The 13,426-nt window shown below is 76.7% G+C and carries 12 protein-coding genes and 1 riboswitch; all 12 genes read right to left on the minus strand.

Going from position 1 to position 13,426, the window contains the following annotated elements:
* Window positions 1-128: 128 nt before the first annotated feature.
* The 12 genes from ACU4ZT_RS04870 to ACU4ZT_RS04925 all read right to left on the minus strand — a co-directional run bounded on the left by ACU4ZT_RS04870 (window position 129) and on the right by ACU4ZT_RS04925 (window position 13,418).
* Complete coding sequence (locus ACU4ZT_RS04870; RefSeq protein ID WP_445338173.1) at window positions 129-1,958, minus strand: ABC transporter permease subunit; 1,830 nt, start codon at window positions 1,956-1,958, stop codon at window positions 129-131.
* On the minus strand, window positions 1,958-3,526 hold the full coding sequence (locus ACU4ZT_RS04875; RefSeq protein WP_063072065.1) for an ABC transporter substrate-binding protein: 1,569 nt from the start codon (window positions 3,524-3,526) through the stop codon (window positions 1,958-1,960). The genes ACU4ZT_RS04870 and ACU4ZT_RS04875 overlap by 1 nt, the downstream gene beginning before the upstream one ends.
* Window positions 3,516-4,976, minus strand: coding sequence for an MFS transporter (locus tag ACU4ZT_RS04880; protein ID WP_445338175.1), 1,461 nt, complete (start codon window positions 4,974-4,976; stop codon window positions 3,516-3,518). Before ACU4ZT_RS04880 ends, ACU4ZT_RS04875 begins: the two co-directional genes overlap by 11 nt.
* A complete protein-coding gene (locus tag ACU4ZT_RS04885; protein WP_270979071.1) occupies window positions 4,973-5,812 on the minus strand; it encodes an ABC transporter ATP-binding protein in 840 nt (279 codons plus the stop codon). The genes ACU4ZT_RS04880 and ACU4ZT_RS04885 overlap by 4 nt, the downstream gene beginning before the upstream one ends.
* Window positions 5,809-6,702, minus strand: a complete 894-nt coding sequence (locus tag ACU4ZT_RS04890; RefSeq protein ID WP_414748218.1) for an ATP-binding cassette domain-containing protein — start codon at window positions 6,700-6,702, stop codon at window positions 5,809-5,811. Before ACU4ZT_RS04890 ends, ACU4ZT_RS04885 begins: the two co-directional genes overlap by 4 nt.
* A gap of 95 nt (window positions 6,703-6,797) precedes the next feature.
* Window positions 6,798-7,280 carry a 6,7-dimethyl-8-ribityllumazine synthase gene (ribH, locus tag ACU4ZT_RS04895; RefSeq protein WP_445338177.1) on the minus strand — a complete coding sequence of 161 codons (483 nt, stop codon included), beginning with the start codon at window positions 7,278-7,280 and terminating at the stop codon, window positions 6,798-6,800.
* The gene (gene ribA / locus ACU4ZT_RS04900; RefSeq protein WP_445338179.1) at window positions 7,277-8,635 is read right to left on the minus strand and encodes a GTP cyclohydrolase II; all 1,359 of its coding nucleotides are present in this window, start codon (window positions 8,633-8,635) and stop codon (window positions 7,277-7,279) included. Before ribA ends, ribH begins: the two co-directional genes overlap by 4 nt.
* Window positions 8,632-9,288, minus strand: a complete 657-nt coding sequence (locus ACU4ZT_RS04905) for a riboflavin synthase (RefSeq protein WP_445338181.1) — start codon at window positions 9,286-9,288, stop codon at window positions 8,632-8,634. The genes ribA and ACU4ZT_RS04905 overlap by 4 nt, the downstream gene beginning before the upstream one ends.
* Window positions 9,288-10,367, minus strand: coding sequence for a bifunctional diaminohydroxyphosphoribosylaminopyrimidine deaminase/5-amino-6-(5-phosphoribosylamino)uracil reductase RibD (ribD, locus tag ACU4ZT_RS04910; protein ID WP_270979079.1), 1,080 nt, complete (start codon window positions 10,365-10,367; stop codon window positions 9,288-9,290). Before ribD ends, ACU4ZT_RS04905 begins: the two co-directional genes overlap by 1 nt.
* A 70-nt stretch (window positions 10,368-10,437) precedes the next feature.
* Window positions 10,438-10,581: riboswitch (FMN riboswitch) on the minus strand.
* Window positions 10,582-10,675: 94 nt separating this feature from the next.
* A complete protein-coding gene (locus ACU4ZT_RS04915) occupies window positions 10,676-11,497 on the minus strand; it encodes an HAD family hydrolase (RefSeq protein WP_414748215.1) in 822 nt (273 codons plus the stop codon).
* Window positions 11,494-12,504 carry a tryptophan--tRNA ligase gene (trpS, locus tag ACU4ZT_RS04920; protein ID WP_414748214.1) on the minus strand — a complete coding sequence of 337 codons (1,011 nt, stop codon included), beginning with the start codon at window positions 12,502-12,504 and terminating at the stop codon, window positions 11,494-11,496. Before trpS ends, ACU4ZT_RS04915 begins: the two co-directional genes overlap by 4 nt.
* 68 nt (window positions 12,505-12,572) lie before the next feature.
* Window positions 12,573-13,418, minus strand: a complete 846-nt coding sequence (locus ACU4ZT_RS04925) for an exodeoxyribonuclease III (protein WP_063071668.1) — start codon at window positions 13,416-13,418, stop codon at window positions 12,573-12,575.
* Between the last annotated feature and the right edge of the window lie 8 nt (window positions 13,419-13,426).

The following is a 13,426-nucleotide window of genomic DNA, read 5'->3' on the forward strand; positions in this document are numbered from 1 at the left end:
CGGGGAGACGGCTTTCGGCTGATGCGGCGTGAGCGGCGGGGGCGCGCGGAGGGGGCGGGCGCGCCGGTCGGGCGCGGGCGCCGGGTGCGGCGGAGTCGAGGGGGCCACTCGTGATGGCGGTGCTGAGTTTACGCCCCTGAGGAGATCCTGTGCGCGGGACCCTCGGCCGGGGCGGCGTCGGCCGGGGCGGCGTCGGCCGGGCGCGCGTCCGCCGCGGATCCGCGCCGCCGCCGCACGAGCCCCGACAGGTCGTGCGCCGAGAGCGACACCGCGAGCACCGAGGCGAGCACCAGGGCGAGGGCGGGCGCGCCGACCGCCCACGGGGCGCGCTCGGCGTAGGCGCTGCCCTCGCTGAGGATGAGGCCCCACTCGGGCGTCGGCCGGTCGGCGCCGAGGCCGAGGAAGCCGAGCGCGGCGAGCGTCAGGGCGATGCCGGGCAGGCGCAGCATCGCGTTCCGCACGACCGGGCCGACGACCGCGGGGAGGAGGTGGCCGAGGAGGATCCGCGCGCGTCCCACCCCGAGCAGCGGCAGGATCCGCACGTGCGGCTGCGCCCGCGCCTCCGTCATGAGCGCGCCGGCGTGCGCGGCGAGCGGCGCCCAGCTCACGGCCGCGACGGCGACGGCGGCGCCCCAGGTCGACGGCCCCTGGATCGCCGTGACGACGATGCCGGCGAGGATCGGCGGCGCGGCGTTCGCGACCTCGACGGGGCCCGTCGCCGCATGCGGCAGCAGCCCGAGCAGGAGGCCGATCGCGCAGCACGCGATCACCACGAGGAGCGCGGTGCCGAGCGTCGTGATCGCGCCGTGGCCGACGCGGCCGAGGAGGTCGCGGCCGCTCGCGTCGGCGCCGAACGGCAGCGCCCAGGACGGCGGCGCGAGGCGGCCGGACGCGGTGGCGTACGGATCCCGCGCGAGGCCCGCGACCACGACGAGCGCGAGGAGCGCCGCGGCGACGGCCGGGACCACGGCGTCGCGCCGACGGGCGGGGACGCGTGCGTCGGGGACGGGCAGGGAGCCGAGCCGGAGCGCGGGGCCGAGGAGCGCGCGCCGGAGGAGGCCCGCGAGGACGCCCGCCGCGACGGCGACCACGAGGAGCGCGAGCACGCCGGCCTGGAGCGCCGGCACGTCCTGGCTGCTCGCGGCGCCGAGGGTCGCGCGGCCGATGCCGGGGATCGCGAACACCTGCTCGACCGCGACGGCCCCGCCGGTGAGGCCCACGAGCACGAGCCCGACCTGGCCGAGCACCGACGGGAGCGCGCGGCGCAGCACCGCGAGGGTCGTGCGCGCGGGGGAGATGCCCGCCATGGCCCACGTGGCGACCCAGCGCTCGGCGGACGCGGCCTGGATCGCGTCGGCGACGAGCCGCCCGACGAGCCCGCCGCCGGGGATCCCGAGGGCGAGCGCCGGGAGCACCGCGTTCGCCGGACCGTCCCAGCCGGAGGGCGGCGCGGCGCGCAGCCACACGGCCACGACCACGAGCAGCGCGGTCGCGAGGAGGAACTCGGGCAGCGCGGTGAGGGCGGCGGCCACGGCCCCGGATCCGCGGGCGCGGCGGCCGCGCGTCGCGGCGAGGAGCGCGGGCGCGCACACGAGCGCCGCGATCCCGAGCACCACGGCGATCGCGAACGCCATGAGCGTAAGGGAGACGCCGAGCGCGTCGAGGGTGCCGGGCAGGACCGGGCGGCCGGAGATCCACGACGTGCCGAGGTCGCCGCGCGCGACGCCCGCGAGCCAGTCGAGCGAGACCCGGAGCGGCCCGCGGTCGAGCCCGAGCTCGGCGCGGATCGACGCGAGGGCCTCCGGGGTGGCCTCGAGGTCGGCGTAGCGCGCGCGGAGGACCGTGTACTCCGGCGAGCGCCCGGAGAGCCACGGCAGCGCGCCGACGAGCGCCACGACGCCGCCGACGGCGACGACCCGGGACGCCCCGACGACGATCCGCTCGCGCGCCGCGCCCATCAGCCGTCGACGCGCGTGTCGGCGGTGATGAGCGCACGCTCGCGGGGATCGCGGACCGCGCCCGTCACCCCGGCGGCCTCGCCCTGGATCACGCGCTCGTGCAGCAGCGGCACGGCGGCGTCGTCGGCGAGCACGAGCGCCTCGACGCGCATGATCGCGGCCCGGCGGTCGGCGCCCGCCGGCAGCGCGGACGCGGCCGTGAGCGCCTGGTCGACCGCGGGGTCGCACTCCTGCGAGATGTTGAACGAGCCGGCGCACGCGAAGTCGCTGTAGAGGTACGCCGCGGGGTCGCCCGAGTCGAGCACGGTGGCGCGCGACAGGATGAAGGCGTCGAACTTCCCGGCCAGCGCGTCGGCCTCGATGTACTGGTACTCGCGCACGTCCTGCGTCACCCGGAAGCCGGCCGCCTCGAGCTGCTGCTCGAGCTGCACGGCGACCTCGGGGAGCTCGGCCCGATCGGTGAACGTGCCGAGGGTGATGGGCACGCCGTCGACCTTCGCGGGGGTCGCGCGGCCCGCGAGGGCGTCGCGGTAGGAGGCGCCGTCACGGAGGTCGGCGGCCCACGGGAGCGCCGGGCCGAGGAGCCCGGAAGCCTCGTCGGCGCGGCCCTCGTAGACGCTCGAGACGAGGGCGGCGCGGTCGACGGCGGCCTCGGCGGCGGCCCGCACGGCCGGATCCTGGAACGGGCCCGTCTTGGTGTTCAGGTACAGGGTGTTCGTGCGCGGCATGGGGACCTCGTGGATGAGCGCGGGATCCACCTGCGCGGCCTGGCCGACCGGGATCGCCTCGACCACGTCGGCGGTGCCCGTGCGGAGGGCGGCGGCGCGCGCGGTGCCGTCGGGCACGAAGCGCACGTCGATGCCGGGCGCCGCCGCGCGGCCGCCCCAGTAGTCGTCGAACCGGTCGAGCGTCGCCGACGAGGTGCCGTCGACCGCGGTGAGGCGGAACGGGCCCGTGCCGGTGCCGACGGGCGAGACCGTGCCGTCGGCCGCGTACGCGGAGGCCGCGAGGATCGCCAGCTGCGGGCTGGAGAGGCGCTGCGGCAGGAGCGGGTCGGCGGTCGCGGTGCGGACGACGAGCCGGTCGCCGTCCGCGGTCGCGGTGAGGTCGACGCCGTCGAGGATCCGCGGCTTCGGGCTCGCCTTCGCCGCGGCCGTGAGGGAGGCCGCGGCCTGCGCGGCCGTCAGGGTCGTGCCGTCGTGGAAGGGCACGTCGGGGCGGATGGCGAAGGTCCAGGTGCGGTCGTCGACGCGCGTCCACGCGGTGGCGAGCTGCGGCTGGGCCTCGCCGAGGTCGTCGAGGGTCACGAGCGTCTCGGCCGTGCTCCAGCGCGACAGCTTGAAGGCGTCGTCGCTGAGGGGGGTGAGGCCCGAGCGCGGCGGCTGCAGCATCGCGAGGCGGATGCGGCCGTCGCCGCCCGCGGATCCGTCGGCGGAGGACCCGGGGCTCGCGGCGAAGCAGCCGCTGAGGGCGAGCGTCGAGGCGGCGGCGAGCGCGAGGAGGCCGACGGAGCGGGCGCGGCGGCGGGAGCGGGCGGAGCGGATGGAGCGGGGGCGGCTAGCGGGCATGGGGTCCTTCGGCGGGGATGCGCTGTGCATCGGCGGGGTGGTGCGGGATGGTCGGCGGAAGGGGGCGCTCGGGCCCGGGGGCGACGTCGGGCGAGGCGGGGGAGGCGGGGGAGGCGGGGGTCGCCGGTGCCGTGGCGGACGCGACGGGGTTCGCCGGGGCGGCCGCGGCCGTGGCGCCGCGCGAGGCCACCGGCGCGCCCGCAGGCAGGAGCCGCGGCAGGCCGATCGCGGCCACGACGGGCAGCGCCGCGAGGATCCCCCAGGCCGCCGCGGGCGCGACGTCGAGCAGGGATCCGACCACGCCGCCGGCCACGAGCACGGCGACGCCGCCGCAGCTCGCGAGCAGGCCGTAGAAGGACGCGGTGGGGCGGCCCGCCGCGAACGACGGGACGAGCTCCATGGTCACCGGTCCCGCGGTCATGTGCCCGAGCGTGAGGCACACGACGAGCGCGGCGGCGGGCAGCAGCTCGGCCCCGGCGGGCGGCGGCACGAGCGATCCGAGGGCGAGCGCCGCGAACCCGGTCGCGGTGGTGCCGAAGCCGAGCGCGAGGGCACGGCCGGGCCCGAGCCGCTTCGCGAGGAGCGCGACGGGCCACTGCAGCGTGATGGTGAGGAGCGAGACGGCCAGGAAGGCGGATCCGACCGCCGCGGTGCCGGCGCCCGCCCGCGCGAGCTCGAGCGGCAGGCCGAGGTAGAGCTGGTTGTAGGCGACGAGGTCCACCGCGAAGAGCGCGGAGAACGCGAGGAAGCGGCGGTCGCGCACGGCCGCCCAGCGGTCGGGGCGCGGAGCGGGGGCGGCGTGCGGCCCGGTGCCGGCGACCGGGGCGGATCCCGTCGACCGGTCGGCCGTGCCCGCCGGCCGCGCCGCCTCCGTCGGGATCACGCACCAGAGCGCCACCCCCACCGCCGCGAACAGGCCCGCTCCCACGAGCACCGTGGTCGAGAAGCCGAACCCGAGGAGCGCGGCGCCCGCGAGCGGTCCCACGGCCGCGCCGACCTCGCCCACCAGCACGAGCGCCGCGAACAGCGACGGCCGTCCGGCGGATCGGCGGTCGCGCCCGCGCACGTCGGCGGCCGCGACGAGGCTCTGCAGCGCCGGGCTGAAGAGCGCGCCGCCGAACCCGGTGAGGATCGCGCCGGCGAGGAAGCCCGGCAGGTCCGCCGCGAGCGCGAGCCCGAGGTAGCCGGAGACGCGCACGACGCAGCCCGCGGCGATGAGCGTCCGCGGGCCGAAGCGGTCGGCGAGCATCCCGCCGAGGAGGAACAGGCCCTGCTGGCTGAAGGTGCGGGCGCCGAGCACGAGGCCGATCGCGAGGGCGCCGAGCCCCAGGTCGTCGCGCATCACGACGGCGAGGAAGGGGACGACCGCGTAGAAGCCGAGGTTGAAGACGAGCTGGCTGGAGAGCAGCACGGCGGCGTGGGGTGCGCCGGCGCGGTGGGGCGCGATCATGCGGTGAGCGCTCCCGGCAGCCGCGGGACGGCGTCGGCGAGCTCGCGCGTGGCCGGATGCGCGGGGGCGGCGAGGAGGCGCGCGGTCGGCCCCTCCTCCACGATGCGCCCGCCCGCGAGCACGACGCTCCGGCCGCACAGCCGGGCGACCGCGTCGAGGTCGTGCGACACGAGCACCAGCCCGATGCCCCGCTCCCGCACGAGGCCGTCGAGCAGCTCGATGATGCGGTCGCGCAGCGGCAGGTCGACGCCGCTCACGGGCTCGTCGGCGAGGAGGATCCCGGGCGAGGTCGCGATGGCCCGCGCGAGCGCGACGCGCTGGGCCTGCCCGCCGGAGAGCTCGGCGGGGCGCCGCCCGGCGAGCGACGCCGAGAGGCCCACGTCGTCGAGGGCGCGGGCGACGATCGCGGCGTGGTCGCCGGCCACGTCGAGGCGGCGGAGCGGCTCGCGGATCAGCTGCCGCACGGTCATGCGCGGCTCGAGGCTCGCGCCCGGATCCTGCGGCACGGCCTGCACGCGCCGCCGGTACCAGCGGAGGGCGGATGCGCGGCCGGGCAGCACCGGCCGGTCGCCGAGGGCGACGCGGCCCGCGGCGGGCGTCTCGAGCGCGAGGAGGACCCGCAGCAGCGTCGACTTGCCGGATCCGGACCGGCCCACCACGCCGACCGTCTCGCCGGGCGCGACGCGGAACGACACGTCGTCGAGGGCGGGGGCGGGCGCGGCGCCGCCGGATGCCCGGGCGGCGCGCGCGGCCCGGCGCGCGGCGGGGTCGCGCCGGGGCGGGTACCGCAGCGTGATCCCGGTGGCGGTCAGCGCGTCCGTCAGCGCGTCCGTCATCGCGCCGCCGCCGCGCCGAGCGCCGCCGCCGCGCCGAGCGGGCCCGCCACCGCGGAGCGCTCGGTCGTCGCCCGCGCATCCCCGAGCGGAGCGGCACCGGCGGGCGCCCGTCGGGAGGCGGCCGCCACGAGCGCGCGGCTGTAGGCGTGCCGCGGGCGCCGCACGAGGTCGCGCATCGTCGCGGCCTCGACCACACGCCCGGCCTCGAGCACGACCACCCGGTCGCACAGCGCCGCCGCCACGGCGAGGTCGTGCGTGATGAACAGGAGCGCCTGGCCGGTCGCGTCGAGGCGGCGGCGGATGACATCGACCACCCGGGCCTGCGTCACCACGTCGAGCGCGGTGGTGGGCTCGTCGGCGAGGAGGAGGTCGGCCCCGCAGCAGAGCGCGAGGGCGAGGCACACGCGCTGGCGCTGGCCGCCCGAGAGCTCGGCGGCGAAGGCGGGGAGGGCCCCCGCGGGATCCTCCAGCCCCACCTCGTCGAGGAGGGCCAGGACCTCGCGGCGGGCGTCCGCGCGGGTGAGGAGCCCGGCGTCGGCGGCGGATCCTCGCGCCCGCGCCGCCCGCAGCGCCGCGACGAGCTGCGCGCCGACGGGGACGAGCGGGTTCAGCGCGGCGAGGGAGTCCTGCTGCACGGCGGCGACGCGGCCGAGGCGCTGGCGCGGCGCGGCGGCCCGCACGGCGCGACCGCCGAGCTCCACGACGCCGTCGACCGCGGATCCCGGCGGCAGCGTCCCGAGCACGGCCTGCGCCGTGAGCGACTTGCCCGAGCCGGACGCGCCGACGAGCGCCACCCGCTCGCCCGCGCCGACGCGGAGGTCGACGTCGTGCACGAGCGGCGTGCGCCCGATCGAGATCGAGAGCGAGCGGACGTCGAGGGCGGGATGCACCGGGCCTCCGTCCAGGCGCCGTCGGACGTTCCGCGAGCGCTCCGTCCGACCCTACTGATACCCGTTCTCGATATCAAAACCGCGCGGACGGCAGGTCACGCCCCGCGGATCCCCCTCAGCAGCAGCGCTGTGGTCACCGCGGCCTCCGCCGCCTCGGCGCCCTTGTCCTCCTTCGAACCCGGGAGCCCGGCGCGGTCGATGCCCTGCTGCTCGTCGTCGAGCGTGAGCAGCCCGAAGCCGATCGGCTTGCCCGTGAGGAGCGAGGCCTGCGTGAGACCGGAGGTCGCCGCGTCGGAGACGTACTCGAAGTGCGGGGTGCCGCCGCGGATGATGACGCCGAGTGCGACGACCGCGTCGGCCCCCGCATCGAGCGCCGCGCGCGCGACCACGGGCAGCTCGAAGCTGCCGGGCACGCGGATCACGGTGGTGGTGACGCCCGCCGCGTCGAGCACGCGCTGCGCGCCCGCGAGGAGGCCCGCGCTGATCTCCTCGTGCCAGCGTCCGGCGACGACGGTGACCTCCAGGCCCGTCCCGTCGAGCGCGGTGGGGTCGATGTCGGGTGCTCCGTGTCCGCTCATGCGGTCTCCTCCTCGGGAGTGGTGGTGGTGGTCGCGGCCGGTGCGGCCGTGGTGGTGGTCAGGCCGGCGGGCGCCTCGGCGTCCGGGTAGGCGTCCGGGCCGATGTGCATGTCCGTGTCGAGCACCATGCGGTGCCCCATCCGGTCGCGCTTGGTCTCCAGGTAGCCGGCGTTCACGTCGTTGACGCCGACCACGAGCGGCACGCGCTCGGTCACGCGGACGCCGTGCGCCTCCAGCTGCCGCACCTTCTCGGGGTTGTTCGTGAGCAGGCGCACGTCCTCAATCCCCATGTCCTGCAGGATCGCCGACGCCGCGCCGTAGTCGCGCGCGTCCGCCGGGAGCCCGAGGGCCACGTTGGCGTCGAGGGTGTCGAGGCCGTCCTCCTGCAGCCGGTAGGCGCGCAGCTTGTTGACGAGGCCGATGCCGCGCCCCTCGTGCCCGCGCAGGTACACGACGATGCCGCCCGTGCGGGCGATCTCGTCGAGCGCCGCGTCGAGCTGCGGGCCGCACTCGCACTTCAGGGATCCGAGGGCCTCGCCCGTGAGGCACTCCGAGTGCACGCGCACGAGGGTGCCGTGCGCGGTCGGGTCGCCGGAGACGACCGCCACGTGGTCGGCGCCCGTGGTGCGGTCGCGGTAGGCGCGCAGCCGGAACGTGCCGTGCGTCGTGGGCACCGTGGTCTCGACCTCGAAGATCACGCGCGACGCCTCGGGGATCGCGACCGCGGGCTCGAGCGGGCGGTCGCAGTGGAACTCCTCGAGGTGCTCCTTGAGCGCCTCGATCGTCACCACGAGCACGCCCTCGCGCTCGCCGAGGGCGAGGAGGCCGGGCAGGCGCATCATCTCGCCGTCGTCCTGCACGATCTCGCTGATCGCGCCGACGGGCGTGAGGCCCGCGAGCGTGAGCAGGTCGACCGCCGCCTCGGTGTGGCCGTCGCGCTCGCGCACGCCGCCGTCCACCGCCCGCAGCGGCAGGATGTGCCCCGGCCGGTGCAGGCTCGTCGGCACGCTGTCGAGGTCGGCGAGCACGCGCAGGGTGTGGGCGCGATCGGACGCGCTGATGCCCGTGGAGAGCCGGTCGGCCGCGTCCACCGAGACCGTGTACGCGGTGCCGCGCGGATCCCGGTTGTCGGCCACCATGAGCGGCAGCTCCAGCCGGTCCGCGATCTCGTTGGTCATGGGCGCGCAGATGAAGCCCGAGGAGTGCTTCACGAGCCAGGCCACCCACTCGGGCGAGGCGGACTCGGCGGCGAGCAGCACGTCGCCCTCGTTCTCGCGGCCCTCGTCGTCGACGACGATCACGGGACGGCCGGCGCGCAGCTCCTGCAACGCGGCGGGGATGGAGGCGAGGCTCACGAGCGGTCCCCCTCGGTGGCGGCGGGGGTGGCGGCGGCGCGCGCGCCCAGCGCGAGCATCCGCTGCACGTGGCGCGCGAGCACGTCGGTCTCCAGGTTGACCTCGTCGCCCACCTCCAGCGCGCCGAGCGTCGTGGCCGTGAGCGTCTCGGGGATGAGCGACACCTCGAACCAGGCGTCGGCGTCCGGGGTGTCGGTGGGGCTGACCGCGCTCACGGTGAGGCTCACGCCCTGCACGGTGATGGATCCGCGGTCGACCACGAGCGGCGCGAGCTCGGCGGGCAGCGAGAAGCGGAGGATCCGCCATGCCTCGCCCGGCGTGGTCGCGAGCAGGCGGCCCGTGCCGTCGACGTGGCCCTGCACGATGTGGCCGCCGAGCCGGTCGCCCACGCGCGCGGCGCGCTCCAGGTTCACGCGGTCGCCCACGCCGAGGCGCCCGAGCGAGCTCATCACGAGCGTCTGCCGCATGACGTCGGCCGTGAAGCCCTCGGGCGTCTGCGCGACGACCGTGAGGCACACGCCGTCGACGCTGATGGAGTCGCCGTGCCGGGCGTCGGACACCGCGAGCGGCGCCTCCACCGTGATCCGGGCGGAGTCGCCCTCGGCGTCGAGCGCGAGGACGCGTCCGCGCTCCTCGATGATCCCTGTGAACATCACTGGCCTTCCGTGGTGGGTCGCGCGATCACGAGGAGGTCGTCCCCGAGCCGCGTCGTGCTGATGAGGGTGAGTCGGTGGGCGGCCGGCATGCTCTCGACGCCGAGGTCGCCGGTCGCGGTGCGCGGGCCGCCGAGGAGGACGGGCGCGAGGTAGGCGACCACCTCGTCCACGAGCCCGGCGGATACGAGCGCGGAGACGATCGTGGGGCCGCCCTCCACGAACACGTGCCGGATCCCGCGTCGGCCGATCTCCGCGATCGCCGCGGCGGGGTCGTGTCCGGCGATGCGGATGAGCCGCCGCGGGTGGCGGTGCACGGCCGCGTGGTCCGGGATCGCGCGGTCGCCGAGCACGACGGGCGCGGGCTGGTGCGGGTACGGGATCCCGTCGGGCCGTCGGGCGGTGAGCGCCGGGTCGTCGGCGAGCACGGTGCCGGTGCCCACGAGGATCGCGTCGGCCTCCGCGCGGCGGCGGTGCACGTCCTCCCGGGCGGCGGGTCCGGTGATCCAGCGGCTCGTGCCGTCGGCGGCGGCGATGCGGCCGTCGAGGCTGGACGCCCACTTCGCCGTGACGAACGGGCGGCCGAGCCGGGCGGATCCGAGCCACACCCGCAGGAACGCCGTCGCCTCCTCGGCGAGCACGCCGGGTACGACCTCGACGCCCGCGGCGCGCAGGCGAGCCGCGCCGCCGGACGACTCGGCGCCCGGGTCGGCGACCGCGTAGGCCACGCGCGCGACGCCCGCCTCGATCAGGGCGGCGGCGCACGGCCCGGTGCGGCCGGTGTGGTTGCACGGCTCGAGCGTGACGACCGCGGTGGCCCCGCGCGCCCCGCCCGCGGGCAGCCGCCGGAGCGCGTCGACCTCGGCGTGCGCGGATCCGGCGCCGCGGTGGCGTCCCTCGGCGATGACGCGGCCGCGGGCGTCGAGGATCACGCAGCCGACGCGCGGGTTCGGTCCCCAGGCGGGACCCTCGGCGGCGAGCTCGAGGCCGCGGCGCATCGCGCGCGCGAGCGCGGGATCGCTCACCGCCTGCGCGTGCGGCACCGCCTGGGCGTGCGGTGCCGTCGGGTCGTCGTGCATGGTGTCCTCGTCCGTGGACGGACTCCGGGCGCGGTCGACGGACCTCGACGCCGGCAGGGTCGCTGGCGCCGCGTGCTGCCTCCCATCCGGACTCTCACCGTCGGTCCCGGATTCCCACCGGATCGGCGGACGAGGCTCCCGGGGACCCGGTCGCGCATCGTCCGTTCGCGGACTGTCACCGCCGGCTCGGATTTCCACCGACCCCGGAGCACGTGTATCCCTCGAGATTAGCCCACGGGGCGGGGAGGACCGCCGCCGATGACGGGATGCGTCGCGGAGCGGCTGTGCGGCGCGGGTGCGGGAGGGCGTCAGGCGCCGGCCAGCGCGTCCACGGCGTCGGCGAGCTGCCCGAGCGCGGTGATGCGCACGATGCCCGCGCGCTCCGCCCGCTCCTGGTCCTCCGGCGGCACGTCGGGCCAGCCGCGCTCGGGGTCGCCCGCGGGGTCGCGCGCCGGATCCGTCGTGCCCGCGTCGGGGTCGAGCCAGACGGCGCCCGCGAGGCCCGCGTCGGCCGCGCCGAGCGCATCGGTGCGGAGCCGGTCGCCCACCATGAAGACCTCGGCCGGATCCACGCCCGCCTCCTCGCACGCGAGCAGGAAGATGCGCGGATCCGGCTTCGTGATGCCCAGGTCGCCCGAGCAGACGACGGGGGAGAGGCGGTCGGTGAGCCCGGCCGCGGCGATCTTCGGCTCCTGCTGGCTGCGCTCGCCGTTGGTCACGACGCCGAAGCGCACGCCCGGGTGCCGTCGCGCGATCTCGTCGAGCGCCTCGTGCGCGCCCGGGAGCGCCCGCCACGACGCCTCGTAGCCGGCGAGGTATCCGCCGAACCAGGCGTCCGTCGCCGCGTCGTCGTGCGCGAGGGCGTCGGCGTCGGCGGATCCGCGCGCGGCGAGGAACCCGCGCACGCGCGCCCGCCGCTGCCCCTGGTAGTCGAGCTCGCCTGCGAGGTACCGGTGGTAGTGCTCCTCCTCGAGCGCGACCCAGAGCGCCACCGCCTCGTCGACCGCGACGGCGTCGGACGCGTCCAGCAGCCCCCGCGCGGCGAGGTGCGCGGCGATCCCGTCCGCCACGGCGCCGCGGTGGTCCACCAGCGTGTCGTCGAGGTCGAGCAGGACCAGCCGCAGGGTCATCGGGCGCGCCGCACCAGGCCGACGGCGTCGTAGACCCGGCTGAGCATCGCGTCCGCCCGCTCCTCGGCGCGCGCCGCGTTGCCGGCGAGCACGCGGTCGAGCTCCGCCGGGTCGTCCAGCAGCTCCAGCGTCCGGGCGCGGATCGGCTCGAAGACGCCCGTGACGACCTCGGCCACGTCCTTCTTCAGGTCGCCGTAGCCGCGGCCCGCGTAGCGCTCCTCGAGCGCCGGCACGGCCGTGCCCTCGAACGCCGACAGGATCGTCAGCAGGTTGGAGACGCCGGGCTTCTCGCCGCGGTCGAAGCGGATCTCGCGGCCCGTGTCGGTGACGGCCGAGCGGATCTTCTTGGCGGTCTTCGCGGGCTCGTCCAACATCCACACCACGCCCGCGTCGCTGGCGGACGACTTGCTCATCTTCGACGTCGGGTCCTGCAGGTCGTAGATGCGGGCCGTGTCCTTCTGGATCATGGGCTCCGGGATCCGGAAGACGTCGCCGAACCGCCCGTTGAAGCGCTTCGCGAGGTCGCGGGTGAGCTCCACGTGCTGCTTCTGGTCGTCGCCGACGGGCACGACCTCGGTGCCGTAGAGCAGGATGTCGGCCGCCATGAGCGTCGGGTACGCGAACAGGCCGAGGGTCGTCGCGTCGGCGCCCTGCTTCTGCGACTTGTCCTTGAACTGGGTCATGCGGCTGGCCTCGCCGAAGCCGGTGAGCGTGTTGAGGATCCACGCCAGCTCGGTGTGCGCCGACACGTGCGATTGCACGAAGAGCGTCGAGACGGCCGGGTCGATGCCCGCCGCGATGTACTGCGCCGCCGTGCGCCGGGTGCTCGCGCGGAGCGCCGCGGGCTCCTGCGGGACGGTGATGGCGTGCAGGTCGACGACGCAGAACACGGCGTCGTGCGTGGTCTGCAGCTCCTTCCACTGGAGGAGCGCGCCGATGTAGTTGCCGATCTGCAGCGAGTCGGCGGACGGCTGCATGCCGGAGAAGAGGACGGGACGAGCGGTCATGGCGATGCCTTCGTTCGGGGAGCGCGAGGCGCTCGGGGCGCCGGATGCGGCGCGAGAGGGGAGGGGGATCAGATGGCGTAGTCGACGACGACGGGCGTGTGGTCCGACCATCGCTGGTCGTACGCCTCGGCGCGGTCGACCGCGTAGCCGGTGACCTTCGCGGCGAGGGCCGGGGTCGCGAGCTGGTAGTCGATGCGCCAGCCGGTGTCGTTGTCGAACGCCTTGCCGCGCCAGCTCCACCACGTGTAGGGGCCGTCGACCTCGCCGGCCTGCTGGCGGCCCACGTCGACCCAGCCGAGGCCGGGGCCGGTAGATCCGTCGACGCCCTGGACCTCCTCGCCGGCGGGCCCCAGGATCCGGTCGAGGTAGCCCCGCTCGCGCGGCAGGAACCCGGCGCGCTTCACGTTGCCCTTCCAGTTGCGGATGTCGAGCTCGCGGTGGCCGACGTTGAGGTCGCCCACGACGACGGCGAGCTCGGAGTGCCGCGCGATCTCGGGCAGGCGCCGCTCCATCCCGTCGAGGAACCTCCACTTCTCGTCCTGCTTCGGGGTGCCGACCTCGCCGGAGTGCACGTAGGCGCTCACGACCGTGACGATCGTGCCGTCCACGTCGTAGTCGGCCTCGAGCCAGCGGCCGGCGCTGTCGAAGTCCTCCTCGCCGATCGCGACGCGGTGGATCTCCGCGCGGCGGCGGCTCGCGATGGCGACGCCCGCGCGGCCCTTGGCGGTCGCGGCGTCGTGCAGCACGTTCCACTCGGGGCCGAGGAGGCCCTCGATGTCGCTCGTCTCGGCGCGGACCTCCTGGATGGCCAGGATGTCGACGTCGCGCGTGGCGAGCCAGTCGCCCATGCCCTTGCGGAACGCGGCCCGGATGCCGTTCGTGTTGATGGACGCGACGCGGAGGTTCGAGGGCATGGTCTCGA

Source organism: Clavibacter davisi (assembly GCF_052751415.1).

Excerpts from the sequence above, each read along its gene's own strand:
- ACU4ZT_RS04870 (WP_445338173.1), bottom strand. The coding sequence starts at position 1,958 with ATGGGCGCGGCGCGCGAGCGGATCGTCGTCGGGGCGTCCCGGGTCGTC.
- ACU4ZT_RS04875 (WP_063072065.1), bottom strand. The coding sequence starts at position 3,526 with ATGCCCGCTAGCCGCCCCCGCTCCATCCGCTCCGCCCGCTCCCGCCGC.
- ACU4ZT_RS04880 (WP_445338175.1), bottom strand. The coding sequence starts at position 4,976 with ATGATCGCGCCCCACCGCGCCGGCGCACCCCACGCCGCCGTGCTGCTC.
- ACU4ZT_RS04885 (WP_270979071.1), bottom strand. The coding sequence starts at position 5,812 with ATGACGGACGCGCTGACGGACGCGCTGACCGCCACCGGGATCACGCTG.
- ribH (WP_445338177.1), bottom strand. The coding sequence starts at position 7,280 with ATGAGCGGACACGGAGCACCCGACATCGACCCCACCGCGCTCGACGGG.
- ACU4ZT_RS04905 (WP_445338181.1), bottom strand. The coding sequence starts at position 9,288 with ATGTTCACAGGGATCATCGAGGAGCGCGGACGCGTCCTCGCGCTCGAC.
- ribD (WP_270979079.1), bottom strand. The coding sequence starts at position 10,367 with ATGCACGACGACCCGACGGCACCGCACGCCCAGGCGGTGCCGCACGCG.
- ACU4ZT_RS04915 (WP_414748215.1), bottom strand. The coding sequence starts at position 11,497 with ATGACCCTGCGGCTGGTCCTGCTCGACCTCGACGACACGCTGGTGGAC.
- trpS (WP_414748214.1), bottom strand. The coding sequence starts at position 12,504 with ATGACCGCTCGTCCCGTCCTCTTCTCCGGCATGCAGCCGTCCGCCGAC.
- ACU4ZT_RS04925 (WP_063071668.1), bottom strand. The coding sequence starts at position 13,418 with ATGCCCTCGAACCTCCGCGTCGCGTCCATCAACACGAACGGCATCCGG.